This window comes from Confluentibacter sediminis (genome assembly GCF_003258355.1).
GTDB classification, from domain to species: Bacteria; Bacteroidota; Bacteroidia; order Flavobacteriales; family Flavobacteriaceae; genus Confluentibacter; species Confluentibacter sediminis.
Genome location: NZ_QKPO01000004.1, coordinates 133,141 through 156,062, shown reverse-complemented (window position 1 = coordinate 156,062; position 22,922 = coordinate 133,141). Strand labels below are relative to the sequence as shown.

Here is a 22,922-nt window from a genome sequence, read left to right as displayed (position 1 = left end):
TTATTTGAATTTTTAATTATTAGTTTAAAGTGTTAAATTAAGCCCCAAAGAAATAGTTCTTGTTTGTGGATAATTATTTGTCCAACCATTTGAACCTCTAGAGGCATAACTAATTTCAGGATCCCAACCATACCATTTAGTAAACGTATGAAGATTTCTTCCTGCAGCATAAATGGTTAAACCATTAACACCTATTTTTTCCAAAACAGATGTTGGAAATACATAACTTAAACGTACATCTTTAATTCTAACATAGCTATAGTCTTCGGGAAAACCATAACCTTTATAATTTTTGTATGCAGATAATGAAGGCCAATAATTATCTTTATTCTCGGCTGTCCAGTACTTAAAATCTGCCGGTAAATTTCTTCGACCTGCTTCATCTGCATATGAAAGATCTCTGTTACTTCTTAATCCTCCTTGAGATGTTTCAATGAAAATACTTAAATTAATATTTTTATATCTAAAAGTATTTGTAAAACCTCCAACCCAATCAGGACTTGTTCTACCTAAAATAATTTTATCATCATTATCAATTTTTCCATCACCATTTTGATCTTTAAATTTAATATCTCCTGGACTACCTACTGGATCGACGGAAGCAATATCTTCTCCTTCTTGCCAAATACCTAATTTCTCATAATCATAATATACTCCTAGTGGTTCTCCAATAAACCATCTATTGCCTAAATCATCCTTTCCATCTCCATAAAGATCTAATATTTTATTTCTATAGGTAGAAAAATTTATGGTAGACTTCCATGAAAAGTTTTCATTTTGAATGTTAACTGTATTTAAAGTAAACTCCAAACCTAGATTTTGCATACTTCCTAGATTCTTCCAAATTTTACTATACCCTGTAATGTTAGGAATATTTCTTTCTAATAATATATCTTCAGTTTTTGATTTATAAACCTCAAATGTCCCTGACAATCTATTTTTCAGCAATCCAAAATCAACCCCAATATTTGAAGAAGTTGTAGATTCCCAATTTAGATTTGCATTCCCTAAAGAATTATATTGTATACCTGTTGCCACCGTACCACTAAAAGGATACTTTACACTAGTAGCAGTTGTAGCTGTTTGATTGACATCAATAGCTTGATTTCCTGTTTTTCCATGAGAAAGTCTTAATTTTAATGAGTTTATAACATCTAAATTTTTTAAGAAGGTTTCATTTTTAATATTCCATCCAAAAGCTACAGAAGGAAAAACACCATATTTACTTGTATTTGCACCAAAAGCTGAATAACCATCTCGTCTTACTGTAAAGGTGAATAAATAACGGCTATCAAAAGAATAGTTTAATCTTCCCATTTGTGAAACTAGGGAATATTCATTTCCTTTAGAGTTAGAAGATTGAGTATTTCCCGAACCCAAATCATAATAAGATAAGCCATCGTTTACAAAGCCTACTGCTTTCGCCTCAGATTGAAAATAATCTACTTTTTGAGCACTATATAATGCTGTTATATCAAAGTGATGTTTATTAAAATCCTTATTATAGGTAAGGATATTTTCAATTACCCAGTTACGTGTTTCATCATTTCTCACATAAGCAGTTCCACTTTGGTCATTAGACGCTCTTCCTGCGTAACTTTTATAATCACTGAAATTATAAGTATAAGATGCATTCATCCTGTATTTCAAACCCTTAACTGGTGTTAACTCAAGAAAACCAGTACCTGTTAAATTTCTTGCTTTATCTTCTCTATCAGTTGTAGTTCCTAGTAAAGGGTTAGCAAATAATAGTTCAGGACTCATTGGATAAATATTATAGTCACCATTTTCATTATAAGGAACGGAATAAGGACTCATAGCAGTAGCTTCTAAAAAATTGGCTCTACCTCCACTATAATTATTTTCTGTAAAAAATGCAGAAGTTCCTATTTTCAACCAATCTGTAATTTCAGAATCTGCATTAAACCTAAGGGTAGTCTTCTTAAATTCATATCCTTTTACGACCCCCTTTTGATCTAAATGTGAAGCAGAAATATAATATTGAGACTTATCATTTCCACTAGATATATTAACATTGTGCTCTTGTATAAAACCAGATTGAGTTGCTTGGTCTAACCAATTTGTAGTAATTCCCGCATTATAATTATCAACTTCAGAAGAATTTGGCAATACAGCTGTTTGGCTTAATCCATTAGCTGACAAAAAATCAGCATACTTTTGAACGTAGGCATCTGGCCCCATAGGTTTTAATGGATTAGCCATTTCCTCAATACCATAATACCCACTATATTTAACAGTTGGTTTACCATCTGATTTGTTCCCTCTTTTAGTTGTAATAAGAATCACCCCATTACTACCTCTGGTTCCATAAATAGCTACTGCAGATGCATCTTTAAGCACTTCTATAGAACTAATATCATTAGGGTTTATATCATTTGTTACACCAAAGAAGGGAATTCCATCTAAAATAATTAATGGAGAGTTACCTGCATTAATTGAATTGACCCCTCTTACTTGTACAGAAGCTGAACTACCTGGTATAGAAGATCCTTGAGAAATTTTTAATCCAGCAGTGGTTCCTTGAATAGCAAGAAGTACATTAGAAACAGGTAAATTAGATAGTCGATCTTTAGGCACAGATACAACTGAACCCGTAATATCTGATCTTTTTTGAGTACCATAACCAACAACAACAACTTCATCAAGTTTAGAAATATCTTCTTCTAAAATGACATTCATTGTTTTTGAGTTAACCGTAACTTCTTGTGTCGAATAACCTATATAAGAAAATTCCAATACAGATGATGGAGATGCTTTTACCGTATAATTCCCATCAAAATCTGTTGCTACTCCAGTTGATGTCCCTTTAACAACAACACTTACTCCAGGTAATGGCTGTCCGCTTTTGTCTTTTACTACGCCAGTAACAGTTCCTTCTTGCCCAAAAGCCGTGAAAATTCCAAGTCCAAAAAAGATCACAAGAAAGAATCCTTTAGTATTGAACCCTGAAAAGCATTTTAATAATTTTTTCATAAGTTTAAATTTTATTTAGTTTTGTTATTTAATTATTTTTTTGAATAAAAAGTTGTTTCTTTTCTCCGTTTTAATAATTTCATTATTGTTTCATAGCAATTATTAATTAGTTAAATAGTATAGTTTTTTTATTTCATAGGCTTTATTTAGTTTTAAATTATTAATTCATTCTCATTTTATTAGTTTAAGCTGATAACTGTAGATATACTTTTTGTTTAATAATCGATATGGGGCATGAGGCAAAGCTCCCCAACTATTATCGCCACCAACACCTCGTTGTTTTAAATCAATGTGCAGATAAATTTTATCTTTCTCTACAATAATATCTGTAGGATGTCTTTGCGACTTATGCTCGCCGCCGTCTAAGGTTTCAGCAGCCATATTTAAAGCACTAAAACCTAAGGGCTGGTCGCCTATAATTTCAAGGCCTTGATTCGTATTATTTGTTAAGGTTAGCCATCTCACATCTGTTTTATAACCTGCTTCTTGAGGTCTTATATAAGTCCATGTAAACTGATTAGCAACTTTATCTTTATAGATGCCTACAAAAGACGAGGTATTTCTGTCGGAATAATTTTCCCATGAGCCGCGACCATAATATTCCAAATGATCATATTGACCATCCAACACCATACGCATCCCAAAACGAGGAAGTTCCGGTACATCTTTCCCTGTCATATCAATACTTGCAGATACTTTAATAATACCGTTGTTTTGTATTAGATAATTTACAGTATATGGCACATCAATATCAGAAAGTAAGAATTCAACAGTTATAGGCAAACCGTTTTCTGTTTTATCGCCTACTCTAGCACTTACAAGCTTTATGTTTTTATGCGCTAAACGCCATGGTTTTGACATGGTAGGCATATTGTTACCATAATCGTTATCTGTTGGAGCTCTCCAAAAATAGGGTTCTGGAAAGCTTAAGATGGACTCGGCTGTATCTTTTATTGATGTATAATTCTTTAATTTCCCTGCTTGTAAATCAAATGTTCCTTTTGAAACATCACTGGAAAAAGAAAGTATCTTATCTTTTATTGTATATTTTAACTTTGCATTTGCTACTTCATTAGTTTTAAAATAAGATTGGTTTCCAATTTTAAATTGCTCTCTGGCGATCTCATAGTTTTCAGGCACCAGTGCTGTCGCATTTTTTGTATAGGCATATATATCTAGATAATATTCTTTGTCATAATCTAAAGTTGGCAAATTCAAATGGATTTCTCTTATTTGATTTGGATTTGCTGAAACCCCAAATACTTCCTCTTTAACAGTATTTCCATTAGCTTTAAGTACCCATTTGAATGTGTATGCATCTAAATTTGTAAAGTTGAAATGGTTTGTTATTGCTAAAGTGTTTTCGTTTAAAAGTTTAAAAGCAATGTCTTGATATACTTTTTTGACTTCTTCAAGTGCCGGATGCGGAATTCTATCGGCTGACACTACCCCATTCGCGCAAAAATTTTGGTCATTCTGTAAATTCTCACCGCCTAAATCTCCTCCGTAAGCCCAAAACACGCGTCCATCCTGTGTTTCTGTTTTTATACCTTGATCGACCCAATCCCAAATAAAGCCTCCTTGCATTTTTTTATTGGTAGCGATAATATCGTAATACTCCTGAAAATTACCATTACTGTTTCCCATAGCATGTGAGTATTCACACATAATAAACGGACGCTCATCCTCTCCATTAGCATACTCTTTCATGCTATCAATGCCTGGATACATAGGGGCTACAATATCTGTATTGTAATCTTGCCCTGCTTGTTCAAACTGAACAAAACGGGTTTTATCGGTTTCTTTCAACCACTTGTAGGCATCGTGAAATACAGGGCCATTACCACATTCATTTCCCATAGACCAAATAATGATTGAAGAATGGTTTTTGTCTTGATCGTACATACGTTCAATTCTATCTAGATGTGCTGGGGCCCATTCTGGCAAATAAGCAGGATGTTTTGATTTGTCAAACCAAGATTGGAATTCGGCTCCCATAGCATGCGACTCTATATTTGCTTCATCAACGACATAAACACCGTACTCATCACACAACTCATACAAATAAGGATCGTGTGGATAATGACTCATGCGTATAGCATTTATATTGTTACGCTTCATTAAGGTTATGTCTTCCAGCATAGTTGCTCTATCTGGTACATGTCCTTTTGTTTGATGGTGTTCATGTAAATTAACACCATTAACCATTAACGGTTGTCCATTAACCATTAATTGACTGTCTTTTATTTCAACTTTTCTAAATCCTATTTTTTTGGAAATGACTTGTGATTCCTTTTTGTCAGATAGCTTTAAAACATATTGGTATAAATTAGGAGTCTCGGCACTCCATTTTAAAACATCTTTTATAGTTGCTGAAAAACGAAGTTTTTTGGTTAGTGTATTCACTTTTTTAGATTCTGAATAAACCGTATTCCCTTTTGCGTCTAGAAGACTAATAGATGCTATTTGGTTTTTTGATGATTTACCATCAAACTTTCTTAGGTCTACAGATACGTTAAAAAGTCCATTATCATACTCACTATCTAAACTTGCCTCTGCAAAATAATCCCACATAGCAAGTTTTGGCATGGCTTGTAAATAAACATCACGCTCAATACCACTTAACCTCCAAAAATCCTGATCCTCTAGATAACTACCATCATGCCAACGGAATACTTGTACCGCTAACACATTTTTTCCTTCGTTTAAAAACTTAGTAATATTAAATTCGGCTGCCGTTTTTGACGCTTTGGTCATTCCAACTTCTTTACCGTTTAAAAAGATTCTAGCATACCCAGAAATAGAACCAAAGTGCAATATGATTTCTTTGTTTTTCCATGCTTTAGAAACTTCAAAGGTTGTTCTATAACTTCCTACAGGATTATAATCGCCATCTATAAAAGGAAGGTTTTTAGGAAATGGATAAACAATATTGGTGTAAATTGGAGTATCAAAGCCCTCTAACTCCCAATTAGATGGTACTTTAATGTTCTTCCAATGAGAATCATCTAAATCGTTTTCGTAAAAATTTAAAGGTCTATCTGCTGGATTTTTAACAATGTTGAATTTCCAAGTACCGTTTAAACTTTGATAAAACGCAGATTTTTTTGGCTCATAGGTAAATGCAGATATTTCATCTTGATATAACACAAAGGAGGCTCTACCTGTTTCTTTGTTACGATCTAAAACACGTGGGTTCTCCCATTCATTAGGTTTGTCTTGAGAAAACCCGAAGTAAACAGTAGATAAAAGGAGTACAGTAATTAATTTATTCATTATATATAATATTGTAGGATTTTTAATTTATTTTTTGATTTTTGTATCGCATCATAGCCTCTATTAAGTAATAGTCTCCATAGGTAAGAGGTACATCTACCTCAGAATTATTTGGCATGTTACCTACCCCATGTTTTAATACAAAACCGCCATTCGTACCAACTTCTGCTATATATTCTGGAGTAAGCAGGTTTTTTAATATGGTTTCAGCTTTTTGCTCATATTCTTGCTTCATTTCTCCATCAACATAGTCCTTAAGTTCAATTAAAGCGGATGCTATAATCGCTGCCGCTGAAGAATCTCTTAATGCGTTTGGAATGTTTGGCGCATTAAAATCCCAATAAGGGATCATATCCTTTGGCATATTAGGATGATACAAAATGTATTTTGCAATGGCATTTGCTTGTTGTAAATATTTTTGGTCTTTCGTTTCTCGGTACATCACCACATAACCATATAAGCCCCAGGCTTGCCCGCGTGCCCAAGATGAGTCGTCCGCTGCTCCTTGGTTGGTTATCTGTGCTTTTATCTCACCTGTATTCTCATCGTAAATCACTTCATGGTAGGAGCTATAATCGCTTCTAAAATGATTTACCATAGTTTTATCTGCATGATTTACTGCTATTTTATAGTAAGTACTATCTCCACTATAATGTGTAGCCCAAAAAAGCAATTCTAGGTTCATCATGTTGTCTATAATTACCACAAGATCATCCTCGCCTGCTTTGTTCCATGAGGCACTGTCCCATGAGCGAATACACTTTACCGTGTCATTATATCTGGATGCTAATGATTTGGCACTATTCATCAAGATCTCTTTATATTCTGGTTTTGGATTTAAGCGCTCGGCGTTTCCAAAGCTGCAATACATCATAAAACCAAGATCGTGCGTTGTTTTATTGTACTGCTCTCTTTTTAAATCATTTAAGACCTTATCTATTTCTTTAGTAAAAACTGGCTTATTAAATTCTTCATTTAAATATAAAAGCGAACCTGGATAAAAACCACTACACCACCATTCAGAACCACTGGTTTCTAATTTGTCTTGCGTGGCATTATATGTTTTAGGATACTGCCCTTCCGGTAAGTTTTTCATCATATATTCATACTGGCTTGATGCTTTCAATAAAGTCGCATCAATACTAGCTTTTAATATATTTTCTTTTGTCTGTGTACAAGAATTAAAAACGAACTGAATGATTAAAAAAATTAAAAATTGATTTTTCATTTATATTAAATATTCTTTTAACTATTTGATTAGTTTTCTAAGATTTTTCACTTCTAATGTCTGTATTTCGGAAGCATTTGTGTTGGCCAAACCTTCTCCATCTATTTGTGTTACATTTTGCACAAAAATGCTAAGCTCCTTTTTACTTTTCCATAAAGACATATCGTAATTGGGCTCCCACTGCCCAACCACCTGCTCGCTTAAATCTTTAACTTTCCAAATGGAACCATCCTTTAAATTAGAATATGCCAACGACACTTTATTGCCGCGTTCTTCATCCCTAAAAAGAATATAAAGCATTTTCTGGTTTTTAGAATCGTCCATTAAAATATCTGGACGAGCAATCGGTATTTTCTTTGTTCCACCGCCACCCAATACAAAAGAGGATGTCCTAAAACCTGTATTTATCTTTTTCCAATGGTTTGCTTCTAAATAAATGACTTGATATTGTGGAATCTTATTTTCATTAAAATATGTTACGATATACGGATTTCCCTTTTTATCTGAACACATGGATGTTTGATTAATCAAGTTACTGTTTTGGGGAATTCTCCACGCCAATTCAGCTGTTTCGATAGTTATAGGCAACTTATAGGTTTCCCCTGTTGATTTCTCCCATGTTTTTCCTCCATCCTTAGAGCGAGCATAACATAAATCATGATTGGTTTCCACATTCCAAGTTTCTCGCCACACCCAAGACACATGAACAACACCTTCTGAATCTACACATACCTGCCAATAAGCACTTCTTTTATCTTCGCCATCAATTAGGTTACTTTGTATTTGTGTCCATTCTTTACTAACTACATCGTATGAGTTAATAACTAAATTTCCACGCCCCGAAGCTCCTGAACGATAGAAAAAAAGCAGGTTGCCATTAGGCATATTGTAAAATTCCGGATAAGTAACTTTATCTTCTTGGCTACCTGTCATAGCTATTTCATCGGTCAATTGTAAACTTAAAGGGTTTAGACTTTTTGCATACCTAAGTGCTGTATCATGGTGATCCCAACTAACGTGTAAATAGCCATTGCCATCTATTGCAATACTTATATCGTTATGAGCATCTACCGTGTTGCCCTTGTATTGAGTTTTTACAATATTCCATTTTGAGGTATTTATTTTTCTTTTCCCTAAGACTAAAAAGCTACTTTGGTCATAATATGCTATAAACTGATAACCCTTATATGTTGTGATAGCATTTTTTCGAAACTTTACCGTGTTTACCGAATTATGGCTCCATCCCTCACCAATATAAGTTGTATATATGTTAGAACATGACACCAAACAAAAAGCACAGTAAATCCATATAAAAGTTATTTTCATAGGCACCAAAAACGAGACTCTATTTATATAAATAGCTTTAAATCTTGCTTTTATGATAGATATAAACACGCAATCTTTTTTTTGAAAAATTTCATTCACTATTTAAAGTATCTAAAAAAACTTATTTAATGAATGTCAAATCTATGTTAAACTATAGTGCGATGAAGGGTACAAATCGACAAATAATAGGGTTCAAAATGACCATTTCTTAAAAAATAGGGTCAAATGTTACTTATTTGTAAATTCTGAGGGAAGATTATCAAATTGTTCTTTAAACAATTTTCTAAAGTATTTAACATTATTAAAACCAACTTCGTAAGACACTTGAGCTATGGTATAATTACCTGTTTTTAATAACTCTGCCGCTTTATCCATTTTAACTTTACGGATGTATTGGTTGATATTTAAACCAGTAACCGCCTTTATTTTTCTAAAAAGAGATGACCGACTCATTCCTATATCATCGGCAACCATTGAAACATCCAACTTTTCCTGATCTAAATTTTTTAGTATAATGTTCTCTAATTGACTTAAAAAGCTCTTTTCTTTATCTAATATTTTAGAATCTTTGCTTAGCTTTTCTAATTTACTTTCTTCTTTATTTAAAAAGGCATTCCTCAACTGACTCCTTATGTCAAGCAAATTCCGTATTCTAGTTTGTAAAATTTTACTACTAAACGGTTTTATAATATAATCATCGGCACCATGTGTGTAGCCTTCTTGTATGCTCTCAACGTTACCTTTGGCTGTTAATAATATTATTGGTATATGAGATGTTTCCACATTCACTTTTAGGGTATTGCAAAGCTCTATCCCATTCATTATAGGCATCATAACATCTGAAACAATTAAATCGGGGATATATCGTAATGCTTTTTCAACACCTTCTTCTCCATCTTTAGCATAAATAAGATCATATTTATTTTCTAATAATCCATCTAAATAACTTAAAACATCTTGATTGTCATCTATTAATAAAATGAGCTCTCTCGTTTCTTTTAAATTAATATTAGATGGTTTGTCCTTTAATGATTTATATTCAGTAATAACATCAAAATCATTATCTTCTATATCTTGATCTAAATCATAATTTTGTGTTACTGAATTTACAAATAATGATTTGTCTCTAGGAATGATAACAGAAAACACGCTTCCTTTATTTAACTCACTTTCAATTTTAATAGTCCCCATATGGAGTTCTGCAAAACTTTTTGATAAAGCTAAACCAATGCCTAATCCATTTTTATTGTTTGTAGAATTAGATTGATAATACCTTTCAAAAACATGTTCTATCTCTTCTGCTTTTATACCATAGCCTGTGTCTTTTACTTTAATTTCAAAACTCTCCTCATCAAAACTAAGTGAAACATGTATTTCTCCTTTGTCTTTTGTGTATTTAAAAGCATTTGATAAAATATTATTAAAAATAGTATGCATTTTTTCTATATCGAGCCAGGCTATTAATGTCTCTTCTGGAATTTCATAACTTAAGGCGATGTCTCTTTTTTTTGCTAACGGAAAATAATTGTATACCCATTGCTCCAAACACTCTGATAGGTTATGTTTTCCCACCATTAACTTACTTAAACCCAAATTTGATTTCCTGAATTCTAAAAGTCTATTAATAGATTGAAGTAATTGCTTCGCGTTTTTATAAATTAACTTTAAACTGTTTTTATGCTTTAGTATGCTAGTATGCTCTATTAGATCTTCTAACGGTGCTAAAATTAATGTTAATGGTGTTCTTAATTCATGTGAAAAACTTGTGAAAAACCGAATTCTTTCTTCGTTAAAATCATGTTCTAACTGGCGTTGTTTTTTTTCAAACAACAAGGAATTTATTAACTTAATCCGTTCTGAATAGTATTTTACAACACCATAAATTGCAACTATCAAGACTAGTATATAAAAGACATATGCTATGGGCGTTTTCCATATTGGAGGTTTTATGGTAATATGCATTTGTTTTATAACCTCATTTCCAGATCCAAATTTAGCTTTTACATTTAAAGTATAATCGCCATGAGGAAGGTTAATTACATTAACTTTCCCCGCAGTATTTGTGTTTATCCAGTTTTTATTATAACCATCAATTCTATAAGAATAGTTTATACTTTTTACAAAGGGATATTTTAAGGCAGCATAATCTATGGAAAAAAAAGTTTGATCATAGTTTAAAATAATATGATCTTCATAAAGAATTGACTTATCTAAAACACCCGATCCATTATCTTTTGAAACTGAGGCCTTTTTATCTAACACTTCTAATTTTTCAAAAACAACTGGATATGTTTCTTTTTTAACATGAAGATTATTTGGGTTAAAAATATTAAGCCCCTTATCCCCTCCAAGATAAACAACTCCAGATTTGGTTATTATACTAGACCCTATATTAAACATACCTTGTTGAATATTGGAGTAGGTATTTAAGTTATAGATTTTATTTGTTAATGGATTATAATGACTAATTCCTTTAAATGTCCCTAGCCAAATATTGTTTTCGTTTTCAACAGTCATACTACTTACCGTATTATTACTTAGTCCATTTTTTTCCGTTAATGTAATAATTGATTTTCTTGTTGGATTTAACCTAATCAATCCTTGATTTAAAGTTCCGGCCAACACATCTCCATTAGATAATGGCTGGACACAAAATACAATATCTGTCTTAAAACCCTTTACAGTTGTTGAATTGTAAAAAATTGCTTCAGATGTATTAGGCGTGTATCTTAAAATACCATCCCCATATGTTGCTAACCAAAAATCCCCTTTGTAATCTTCACGGATGTTTCTTATATCTATTTTGCCAAGAGAGCTTATAAATTCAAATTGATCTGTCTTTTCTATATATTTATATAATCCACCGCGATTTGTTCCTACCCAAATTTGTTTTTTACTGTCTTCAAAAATCACTCTAACATCACTTCCATCTTCCATTTCTCCCTCTAAATAATGCCTACATTCTCCTGTCGCTGTATCCATTCTATTTAAACCGCCCTGGTAGGTACCAATCCATAATCGTTTTTTTTTGTCTTCATATAATGAAATAATGTAGTCATTACTTAAACTAAATGGATTATTGTTTTGGTGCTGATAGTGTTTGAATTCTCCATTATTTGGGTTTAACAGATCTAAACCTGATCCATCGGTTCCGATCCAAATTTTTCCATCATAACTTTCTGATAAGGCTCCTATCCTATCATGAGAAAGTCCATTTGAATTGAACAGATTTTTTCTTAGTAACTTAATAGGTTCGCCTTTTATACTTACAAAATTCAGTCCAGTACTTGTTCCAATCCACATGTTATCATCTCGATCCATTTTAAGGGCAGATACTGTTCTGTTATAAACACTTGAACCGTCATCTTTTGGCAGATACCATTTTACATACAAGTCTGATTTCTGCTGCAAAAAATCTGATTTATTAATAATATTAAGACCTCCATTTCTAGTACCTATCCATAATTGCCCAGTATTATCCTCTTCAAAGCAAAGTATCTTATCATCACTTAATCCTTCTCCTTCAACGAAAGACTTTTTTAATTGCAATATGTTGTTCGTTGCTGTAATTACGTAGATGCCTTCATCTGTCCCAATCCATAACCCTCCATCACCTGTAGTATAAAGTGTTATGATTTGTAATGAATGACTATTTATATGGTCTCTTAATTTGACATGGGATACGCTTCTTGTTTTATAGTTTAGCTTATAAAGTCCGTATCGGTCTGTACCAATCCAAATCAGAGAATCTCCTTGTTTTTCAAGACTAGTTATATCATTAGATGAAAATGAAGTTCCCTTTCCTAGGTGATTGTTTTTTAGTTCTAAGTTTATTTGGTCATTAATACGTTTAATACCTGATTTCAATCCTAAAATCATCTCATCATGACCGTAAGAAAAATAGTTAATATAATTACTTAACAATCCATTCCTTGCATTTAAAACCTCAAAGGTTTCACTTTTTGCCCTATAGATATTTATTCCTTCAGCAGTATTAATAAGTAATTTACCATGATCTATTGCACGTATTTGATAAATAAAATCATCACTAATATTTTTGTTATATGCAAGATCGCCTTTTTTATAAACTTTAAATTGCGTTCCATCATATCTATTTAATCCCTCTTGGGTACCTATCCAAATAAACCCAAGTGAGTCCTGTTCAATGCTGTATATAAAATCGCTGGACAAGCCGTCTTCAACATCTAAAAGGTAAAAAGAAAGTTTATCTTCAATAGAACTAAATTGTTGTTTTTGTGTTTGACAGTTTCCAAAACCAAAAAAAAGTAAAAAAAATAAATATGTTAGCAAGCTTTTTCTCATGTGGTTCATTAAAGTATTACTTTCTTGTTGAAAAACTTATTCCCATTCATTTGATGGTTATAGGTGCAATACCACAGAATTTTCCGGGTCGGCTCTTTGTGTATTTACGCATGCTAAGTTCGGATAAAAATTTTTAATTTAAAAAGTTCACTAAATGTCTCATTACTTTGTCGATTTTAAACCACTATTCTTTATAAGTCTTTGTTGTATAACGTCTTTTTCTCTGCTAGGTAATATTTTGGTTAGTAAATCGATTATTTTAAGCACTACATGGGATACTGATGCTGGATTCTGTCCAGTTACTTAACCCCCATCATTTACAACATAAGATTTAAAAGGTTCGCTATGCGAAAATATTGCTCCTTGTTTCATTAGTTCTTCGTCAAGCATACATATTACATTTCCAAGAATGTGTTTATCCATATCTTCTTTTGCTTTAGTAGATGAATTGATTTTCTTTCCTTTTAATAAATTGCTTCCATTAGTTAATTTAACATTGAGTCCGGGTTAGAAGCAAAAGCGGCACTCCTAAGCAGCTTAGGCATTGGGATCACCAATATCATCTTCACATTGTTGGATGTATATCTGATAGATAGGTTGGGAGAAAACAATTAATGTATCTGGATTCTTTAGGTTACATTATTTCGCTGTCGTTGGTATCCTTAGCATTTTTCTTTAGTTGTGGGGGGGCATTTTGTTCCAGTTCTGTTATTCCTGTTCATCACATCGCATGCCATAGGTCGGGCTACAGTCATTTGGGTATTAATTTCAGAAATTCCCTCCACGCATATAAGAGGATCTGGACAGTCCTTTGGTAGTTCGGCAGCGGCGGTGGTACCCTCATTGGTTCCTGTGTTGTTTTCTACTATAGATCCCTGGCCCAGTATTTGCCTTCTTTGCTGGTATGAGGTACTGCAACTCATTTTTGTAATGGTTATGATGCCCGAAACCAAAGGAAAAATATTAGAAGAACTTCTAAATATTATTGTAAAAAGCAAAAAACATAATAGATAAATAAATGGAAATTTTAAACGCTAAAATTTAATAGAAGCTAAAAAATTAGAGTTCTTTAATCCTAATATTGACCAAGGGATGATTGTGTAATTAGGAATCAACTCCCTGAAATAAAATCATTTAAAGTTAATTGTAACACAAAAAAGAAATGCCTCAAATATAAAACGTACTTGAGTATCGTTTATTAAGGTGAACAGAAAATTTGCTACGACTAATGTTAGTTACTCAGAACCATTCTTTTTATACTTTATAAAAATAGCGTTTTGGCAATAAGTTAAATAGTCCCATCCAATGAATTTGATAAAACTTATTGCCACCACGCTAGCTAGCTATTATATAAGCTAAATCATTATAATTTGTTATATTATATTTGTATTTTGTAATATAGGATATTCAATAGATTTTTTGACGACAAGTATTTAATTTAAAGTAAACTAAATCACTATGGACTAAAGTGCCATAGTTTTTTTATCTGAATAAAGTCTGCATTACGTAATTACTCCAGGATAAAATTATCGCTATCGTGACTGGACTTGTAAGGATGTTCGAGATAATTGTTAACCATTTTATCCGTTATATTTCCCATACTCTAACAACCAAAGCCTCTAGCCCAAAAATGCCTGACCCAATAACGCTTTCCCATTTCGGGAAATTTCTATTGTAATTTTAGAGAGTTCCTTCTATTTCTTAACAATTCTATTTATATTTTGGGATTGACCATACTCTAATACATATAAACTTGGTCTTTACCCAACTCCATTTTGAATTATTGATGCAGAAGGCATCAATATTTTGTGTCAAAAGTTTTCTATATCCTTTTTGAATATCTAGCGATACAGGGTAACGGTATTTAGTACTCCAATCTATATGTTCAGTTAAACGAGAAAATCTATACCCATTTATTATTTGCTCTGACATAAAACAAAGGTAGACTTTTTAGAAGCTAAAGCGAAATGCTCTAAAGTGCATAGTTTTTACTAATTTTGAGACCAATAAAAAAAGATATAATGGATTATGGACAATACATATAAAATACCTGAAAATACAAGAATTGGACACATCCATTTAAAAGTGGCCGACTTGAATCGTTCTTTAGACTTTTATTGTGGGTTATTAGGTTTTGAACTCATTACGAAATATGGTACCGATGCTGCTTTTATTTCTGCTGGTGGTTATCACCATCACATTGGCTTAAATGTTTGGCACAGTAAAAACCAACCCCCTGCACCAAAACAATCTGTAGGTTTATTTCATACAGCGATATTGTATCCAACAAGAAAAGACCTCGCTGTAATATTTAAAAGGCTCTTGGAAAATAATTATCAATTAACGGGAGCAGCCAACCATGGTGTATCTGAAGCCTTATATTTGGACGACCCCGATAAAAATGGCGTTGAACTCTATTGGGATAGACCCAAAGAAGCATGGCCAAAGAAAACAGATGGTTCTATCGATATGTTCACAAAACCATTGGATTTAAATGATTTATTAAAAGAGGCCGATTAAAGCCTTTTCCTTTATGAACTAACTGCCAAACAATTTTTTAAAGTATCTTCATAAATGGCCTCATATTGGGGAACAATAGTATGTAAATCAAAATTCAGGGCTTGCTTTCTAGCATTTTGTTTAAATGTTGTTAATCGATTTTCATCACTTAAAATATAAAGTGCTTGTTTAGTCATGTCTTCAACATCCCCTACATTACTTAAAAATCCTGAAACTCCCTGAATGTTTACTTCAGGAATTCCACCTGTATTACTAGAAATTACAGGTACACTCGACGCCATAGCTTCTAGTGCAGCTAGACCAAAACTTTCGGTTTCAGAAGGTAATATGAATAAATCACTAAAGCGTAAAATTTTATCAATTTCGTTACTTTTTCCAAAGAAAACAACTTTATCAATAATACCTAAATTTTCACATTGTCTTTCTATCTTTTCTCTTTCGGGTCCCTCTCCTACAAGCATTAATTTAGCTGGCATTTGTTTTTGGATGTTATAAAAAACAGCAATAACATCTTGAACACGCTTAACTTTTCTAAGATTACTGATATGTGTAATTATTTTTTCATTATCCTTGGCCATCATACCTCGTTGGCAATCGGTAAATGTGTTATTATATTTAGCTAAATCAATGAAATTTGGTACAACTATAATATCCTTTTTAATATCGAATAATCTTAATGTATCCTCTTTTAAACTTTGAGAAACCGTTGTTACAGCGTCCGATTTGTTAATACTAAATGTTACGGCCGGTTTGTAAAATGGATGACTTCCAACAAGCGTAATATCTGTGCCATGTAATGTGGTAACAATGGGCACATAAATACCTTCTTCTTGCAGCATTTTTTTAGCCATGTAAGCAGCATAGGCATGCGGTATGGCATAGTGTACATGCAAGATCTCTATGCCGTGAAGTTTTACCATATCTACCAATTTACTTGATAAAGCCAGCTCGTATGGTTGATAAAGAAATAACGGATATTCTGGCACATTCACTTCATGGTAATGCACATTATTACTCAGCAATTCCAATCTTACTGGTTGGTTATAAGTAATAAAATGGATTTCGTGTCCGCGTTTAGAAAGTTCTAAACCAAGCTCTGTAGCTACGACGCCACTCCCCCCAAATGTGGGGTAACAAACAATACCTATTTTCATTTTTTATTATTTAATCTTCTATTGCTTCGTAAATATATTTTTGAATATCTGTCCGTATATTATGATGTAGAAGTTCATTATTCTCTTGTGTTGGATAAGTTCTATTAGCTAGAAATACATAGACAATTTCCTTTTCTGGATCTGCCCAAGCATAGGTTCCTGTAAATCCTGAATGTCCAAAACTAGTCATAGAAACACAACCACAAGTAGACCCTTCTCCACTTAGCTGTGGCTTATCAAAGCCTATGCCTCGTCTATTGCGCTTGTCTTTATAATATGTTTTGTTAAACTTATCTATCGTTTCTGGCTTTAAATAACGCTTGCCTCCATAAAAACCTTTTTGTAAATACATTTGCATAATTTTAGCAACGTCATTGGCGTTACTAAATACACCTGCATGACCACCAATGCCATTCTGCATAGCTGCTCCCATATCATGAACATAGCCTTGAACACGTTGGTATCTATAATAATTATCTTCTTCTGTTGGGACAATATGATCATTACTAATTTTATGATACGGATTATACATAGTATTATTAGCTCCCAAAGATTTATAAAAATGTTCTTGCGTTAACTGTTCTAACGTTCTGTCGTAATAATTCTCTATAAATTTCTTTAATATGAAATAAGGAAAATCACTATAGCGATATTGAAGCTTATCCAGAAGATCGGAATCTTTAATGATTTTCTGTATAGAATCCTGATAATCACTACGTAAAAATAAATTTTTCGCCACTTCAATATTAAATTCCCTACTAAAAACAGTTCTATAATATTTTGGACTTGGCTTATTTGCAGAATCTAAAGTATGATAATAAAAAGGTTCCCATGGTCTTAATCTGGCATAATGGGACAACATGCTTTTAATAGTGATATTTTTTTTATTAGAAGTTTTGTATTCAGGCAAAATTTCAGATAATTTAGTATCCAATGAAATCTGCCCTTTTTCTTCTAACTCCATTACTAAAGGTAATGTCGCCAATATTTTTGTCAAAGAAGCCAGGTCATAAACATCATCAAACTCAACTTTTTCATCACCATCATAGGTATGTTTACCAAAATTTTTGTTGTAAATCACTTGTCCCTTTCTAGCTATTAAAAGTTGAATGCCTGGAGTCATTTTCATATCAACTGCCATTTGAGCAAGAGAATCTACTTTTTTTAACTTTTCAGAACTCATCCCAACTCGCTCAGGAATGGTGTAACTTAAACGTTCTATACTATTATTGGTTTTTCCATCACCTACTTTAAAATAACTTCCAATAGAAACTGGCAACGTACCTTTTGAAGGAATCGCTCCAAAAAGAAGTTGAGCAGATTTTTGTTGGGCTATGTCACTGTTCTGATAACTTACTACTATGCTTTTAATGCTTTTTATGGAATCTGGATCTAAATCCAAAAGCGCATAAGGTTTTGTAAAAACATCTAAAACAACCTCATGTGACTTAGAGATCTCTTTTAACCAATTTAATTCTTCTGGGGTAAATTTGTAATCTTTCCAAGGTGTACTGTTAGATTTATGAAATCCAACAATAACCGTGTTATAATTAGTTAATTTAGTAAGCAAACTGTCAATAGATTTAGACTCGATTTCATGAACCTTTGTGTATTTTTTTAATTCATTTAAAAATGGGGTACCGTCGCTATCTCCCATTTTAACATAAGCCATCGTTTTGTTTTCTAATTGACGAAAAGGTAATAATTCGGCTTCATCTTTAACCATCGTAATCGCGCTTTCCAGAAGTTCTTCATAAAGAATATGATCTTTAATTCTATTTAAATCTTCTTCTAAATTATTTATAGCAACAGGTTCGTAGTGATTCAACCCAACTTTATATTTAGCTTGTAATATTTTTTTAACTGAATGTTCTAATCTTGCTTCCGTTATATTTCCACTATTATAAGCGTCCACAAGTTTTGAAATACCTACAGGCACATCTTCAGACATTAACATAACATCATTACCCGCATTAAAAGCCGCCAAATCTATCTCGCCAGATTCACTAAAATTTGAAGCCCCTTTCATCGTTAGAGCATCGGTAAAAATAAGGCCTTGAAACCCTAGTTTGTTTTTTAATATATCTGTAACGATATGTTGTGATAAAGAAGATGGATAACCTTCTCTTGGCTCTAAACTTGGCACATTTAAATGTGCTACCATGACGCTTGAAAGCCCTTCTTTAATAAGTTTTTTATAAGGATACAGTTCAACTGAATCAATACGTTTTTCATCGAAAGTAATCGTAGGCAAGGTTTTATGTGAATCTTGATCGGTATCACCATGTCCGGGAAAATGCTTGGCATTTGCCAATACACCAGCACTTTGCATGCCTTCCATAAAAGCCAAAGCTTTTTCTGTTACGTTGTCTTTATCTTGTCCAAAGGAACGATTCCCTATAATTGGATTTAGAGGATTTGTATTGATATCGACTACAGGAGCAAAATTAAAATGCACCCCTATTCGTTTACAATGTTCCCCAATTTGCCTACCCGTTTGTTCAATAAGTTTGTTATCTTTTATAGCACCCAAAGTCATATTCCAAGGAAAAGCATAGGTAGAATCCAACCGCATACTTAAACCCCATTCAGCATCCATTCCAATTAGCATAGGTAATTTTGAAATGGACTGTAATTCGTTATTTAATTTGGCTTGTCTTACAGGCCCTCCTAAAGAATAAATAATACCTCCAATATGATAATCACGAATTAACTCAACAATTTTACTTTTTGTTTTTTCATCTTGATTGGACATCACTTGAACCATATACAATTGTCCGAATTTCTCATTAAGTGACATCGATGCATATACACTATCAACCCATTTTTGTTGGGCTTTTGCATCTTTTGCCAATAATGGATTTTTTGCTGTTTGAGCAATTATTGAAAGTGTTATAAAAAGAAAAAATAAACTAAAAGAGATTTGACGCATATAATGGATTCGTTAAGCATATTATAGAGAATTTATAACTATACTATAATCGTGCCAAAATAAGACTTTTAAAAAGAAGATGAAAAGACTTTAAGATAGATTTATAACAAGTTTGTAAACAATATTAATCCATTATAAATTTAACTCCTGCCGAAATAATATTAGCCTTAAGCCCTGTATTCCTATTATAACTGTTATATTTTAAATCGATACTTTTTATACCTAATTTCCATATATGCGATTTGGTAAATATGTCTGTATAGCTTATTCCAAAACCGTATTGATTGGCGTTAAATTTAGACAAATCATAATCAGAGGTATAATATTGACTAGTCGACACGTTTTCTTCATAAGGCGCAAAATAATCTGCTGCTGTTTGATTATAATATCTATACGAAGGATATAGGGTGAATTTAGTTGAAATTTTAATGGGTACTTCAATTTCTGCAGTATGAGATTTTATCCCCCAATCGTCTGTATAATACCGATAATACGTTTTAAGTACAAACATGTCATTTAAAAAATAATTCAATCGTAAACCTATAGGGATTTTAAAACGGGTATTTGGTAAACGCTCAATGTCATCAGCCAATTGAAATACATCTTGGTTTTGGCGCGTGGTATAAAATGGAATGCTAGCGGCATTTCCAATATAAAAATTATCAACATCTGCAAAATAAACACGTTGCATGGGGTTTGACAGCCAGCCCTTTTGCTGAACCAAATCAAAAAACAATGAGAATTGTGCATTTTTGTTTAATATCTGGGAAAAACTAAAGGATACCGAATATGAGTTTCTGGATTTATCTGTAATAAAAGGAGAATTTGCAGGTGACCACACATTTGTTCCATTTTTGTCAATTACATTCCCATTTTGGTCTAAAATATTAGCGTTTGCAAAAAATCCACTATTTAAGTTTCCGTTAGCTTCATAATAACTATCCAGTTCCGTTGGGTATCTAGGGTTCCAAGCATCTAAATATACTTTTGCACTCAGTCCTAAAGTCGTATTCTTCTCATTAAACAGTTTTGTTAAACCACCGCCAAAACCAATAGACGAATAATCAAATTCGGTAGCGAAAGCAACATCAGCATCCCAAACGGTATTCCTATTATCTGAACTATGCTTGTAGGATGCATTTACCCCTCCCCAAATATCACTTTTTGAAGCTCCTGAAGAGGCTGCCCAAGGTGTTGGTGAATTAACTGCCTTATCAAATGGATCTAAATTACTTGAAGATGCCGAAGTATAAGCTGAAATCCCAGCATCAATGGTTAATACATCGTCATCATTTAATGGTATGCTAATTACTACTGTGGGGGTAATATCGGTAAGATGTTCATCACCAATACCTCCAGTTACAGAAGCATTGCTCCCTTCTTGTGTGTAATAACTGGTTAAGAAATCAACTTCCGTAGATTCTAAAACCCGTTTTTTATATTCTGAATTCTCTTGAGCAAAGGCTATTACTGAAGAAAATAATATGAGGATAATTAATAATTTTTTCATTATTTCAATTAATTACAACCGCAACCTCCACCTGATTTGCCTCCGTTGGCACCAGAAGCCGCTTCTCTATACACTTGGAAATTTGTGATAAACCTATCAGATGGTTTATTTGACAAAACCATATCCGGGTCGTTTATATTCACCTTTTCATATTCTTTCACAGCAGTACATGAAAAAACAGAGTTAATTATTAATACTAGTAATAGAAGCTTTTTCATTAATCTTTATTAGGTTTTAGAGTAATATTATTTGATGTTATAACTTTATTATTCACATCTACTATGATGCATTCAACACCATGTAACTGATTCACGAAATCTAACCCGGTATCAACACCCATAACGAAAATAGATGTTGCCAAGGCATCTGCCAATTCGGCCGTTTTAGTAAAAATAGTAGCACTTAAAATACCCGTCGCTGGATACCCTGTTCTTGGATCTATGATATGTGTATACAAAACATTATTAAATTTCACATACTTTTCATAATTACCAGACGTTACAACAGCACTATTCCTTACAGGCATCCAAGAAAATACTTTGTCTTTATTTAATGGATTGACGATGGCAACCATCCAATCTTTGCCATTGGACTGTTTTCCCCAGGCATCTAAATCTCCAGAGGCATTAACAATTCCGCCTACAACACCTTTACTCTGTAATAAAGCTTTGGCTTTATCTGCAGCATACCCTTTACCAATAGCCCCAAAACCAATTTTCATGCCTTCTAATTTTAAAAACACAGAGTGATGAGTCGCATCTAGAATTATATTTTGGTAACCAACTTTAGCAACAGAGTTTTTAATAGTGTCTTCAGATGGCATTTCGGTCATACTACCATCAAAATGCCAAACCTTATCCATAGATGCATACGAAATATCAAATGCCCCATCCGTTAATTTTGATATTTTTATGCATCGTTCAATCAATTGAAACAATTCTTCATCAACGACAACTGGTTTTTTACCTGCATTTCTGTTAATTTCCGAGGTCTGTGAATTAGCATCCCAAGAAGAAATCAATTTTTCAATCCTTGATATTTCATTTACAGCCATGTCAATAAAATCATTACCTTCTTCTTCATTATTCGCAACCACAGTCATATCAAAACGACTTCCCATTAATTTGAGTGTTCTGGTATATTCATTTTGAGAGAACACTATGCCTATTATGAAAAAAGCTAAGATGCTAAAAAAGGTTTTCAACTTAATTTTCGAATGACGTTAGTTTTTTAAAATAATCTGATGGATTGGATTTTTCATATCCTGTCTTGCCCAAAACCTTACCATCTTTATTTAAAACAACGACTAAGGGAAACATGCCTTGATGATTATAAATTTCTGCTAATTTTGAGTTTTGAAGTGTTTGCTCCTCCGATAATTTATTGGCTTTTTTTCGAGGAAAATCTGCTTTAAGCATTACAAAATGGTTCTGTGAAAGTTTTTTAAACGTTTCTGTACTCCAAATTTCTTTGTCCAGTTTTATACAAGGTGCACACCAATCTGAGCCTTGAAATACCAAAACAATATTTTCATTGTTTTTTGAAGCTTGTTTTTTGGCTTCTTCAAAATTAGTTTGCCATTGTTGAGAGAAAGCAGTTAAACTTAAAAAAAAGACAACTACAAAAGTAAAAAGCAATTTATTCATTTCTATTTTATAA

Annotated in this window: 14 protein-coding genes; 2 read left to right on the top strand and 12 right to left on the bottom strand. The window is 32.7% G+C overall.

Annotated elements, in window-relative coordinates:
- Positions 1–24: 24 nt before the first annotated feature.
- From DKT72_RS04165 to DKT72_RS04145, 5 genes are all read right to left on the bottom strand, one after another.
- Positions 25–2,994, bottom strand: coding sequence for a SusC/RagA family TonB-linked outer membrane protein (locus DKT72_RS04165; RefSeq protein ID WP_111307463.1), 2,970 nt, complete (start codon positions 2,992–2,994; stop codon positions 25–27).
- A gap of 171 nt (positions 2,995–3,165) precedes the next feature.
- Positions 3,166–6,270: a beta-galactosidase, LacZ type gene (gene lacZ / locus DKT72_RS04160; protein WP_111307462.1), complete on the bottom strand. Its 3,105-nt coding sequence runs from the start codon at positions 6,268–6,270 to the stop codon at positions 3,166–3,168.
- A 22-nt stretch (positions 6,271–6,292) separates the two neighbouring features.
- A complete protein-coding gene (locus DKT72_RS04155) occupies positions 6,293–7,498 on the bottom strand; it encodes a glycoside hydrolase family 88 protein (protein WP_111307461.1) in 1,206 nt (401 codons plus the stop codon).
- A 21-nt stretch (positions 7,499–7,519) separates the two neighbouring features.
- Entirely contained in the window at positions 7,520–8,893 is a 1,374-nt protein-coding gene (locus tag DKT72_RS04150) for a BNR repeat-containing protein (protein ID WP_235841601.1), read from the bottom strand.
- 159 nt (positions 8,894–9,052) lie between these two features.
- Positions 9,053–13,147: a hybrid sensor histidine kinase/response regulator gene (locus DKT72_RS04145; RefSeq protein WP_162623232.1), complete on the bottom strand. Its 4,095-nt coding sequence runs from the start codon at positions 13,145–13,147 to the stop codon at positions 9,053–9,055.
- A 681-nt stretch (positions 13,148–13,828) separates the two neighbouring features.
- Between DKT72_RS04145 and DKT72_RS18490 the strand changes: the two genes are divergently transcribed.
- Positions 13,829–14,161 carry an MFS transporter gene (locus tag DKT72_RS18490; RefSeq protein ID WP_235841600.1) on the top strand — a complete coding sequence of 111 codons (333 nt, stop codon included), beginning with the start codon at positions 13,829–13,831 and terminating at the stop codon, positions 14,159–14,161.
- Between the two features lie 696 nt (positions 14,162–14,857).
- On the opposite strand, the gene DKT72_RS04135 is transcribed toward DKT72_RS18490, so the two are convergent.
- Positions 14,858–15,079: a hypothetical protein gene (locus tag DKT72_RS04135; protein WP_111307459.1), complete on the bottom strand. Its 222-nt coding sequence runs from the start codon at positions 15,077–15,079 to the stop codon at positions 14,858–14,860.
- Between the two features lie 96 nt (positions 15,080–15,175).
- Between DKT72_RS04135 and DKT72_RS04130 the strand changes: the two genes are divergently transcribed.
- On the top strand, positions 15,176–15,667 hold the full coding sequence (locus DKT72_RS04130) for a VOC family protein (protein ID WP_111307458.1): 492 nt from the start codon (positions 15,176–15,178) through the stop codon (positions 15,665–15,667).
- Between the two features lie 11 nt (positions 15,668–15,678).
- On the opposite strand, the gene bshA is transcribed toward DKT72_RS04130, so the two are convergent.
- The 6 genes from bshA to DKT72_RS04100 all read right to left on the bottom strand — a co-directional run bounded on the left by bshA (position 15,679) and on the right by DKT72_RS04100 (position 22,909).
- Positions 15,679–16,821: an N-acetyl-alpha-D-glucosaminyl L-malate synthase BshA gene (gene bshA, locus DKT72_RS04125; RefSeq protein ID WP_111307457.1), complete on the bottom strand. Its 1,143-nt coding sequence runs from the start codon at positions 16,819–16,821 to the stop codon at positions 15,679–15,681.
- Positions 16,822–16,831: 10 nt separating this feature from the next.
- Positions 16,832–19,753 carry a serine hydrolase domain-containing protein gene (locus DKT72_RS04120; protein ID WP_111307456.1) on the bottom strand — a complete coding sequence of 974 codons (2,922 nt, stop codon included), beginning with the start codon at positions 19,751–19,753 and terminating at the stop codon, positions 16,832–16,834.
- Positions 19,754–19,877: 124 nt separating this feature from the next.
- Positions 19,878–21,263: a DUF3570 domain-containing protein gene (locus DKT72_RS04115; RefSeq protein ID WP_111307455.1), complete on the bottom strand. Its 1,386-nt coding sequence runs from the start codon at positions 21,261–21,263 to the stop codon at positions 19,878–19,880.
- Between the two features lie 8 nt (positions 21,264–21,271).
- Positions 21,272–21,481 carry a DUF4266 domain-containing protein gene (locus tag DKT72_RS04110; protein WP_111307454.1) on the bottom strand — a complete coding sequence of 70 codons (210 nt, stop codon included), beginning with the start codon at positions 21,479–21,481 and terminating at the stop codon, positions 21,272–21,274.
- On the bottom strand, positions 21,481–22,467 hold the full coding sequence (locus DKT72_RS04105; RefSeq protein WP_370445568.1) for an FAD:protein FMN transferase: 987 nt from the start codon (positions 22,465–22,467) through the stop codon (positions 21,481–21,483). The genes DKT72_RS04110 and DKT72_RS04105 overlap by 1 nt, the downstream gene beginning before the upstream one ends.
- A gap of 1 nt (position 22,468) precedes the next feature.
- A complete protein-coding gene (locus tag DKT72_RS04100) occupies positions 22,469–22,909 on the bottom strand; it encodes a thioredoxin family protein (RefSeq protein ID WP_111307453.1) in 441 nt (146 codons plus the stop codon).
- Between the last annotated feature and the right edge of the window lie 13 nt (positions 22,910–22,922).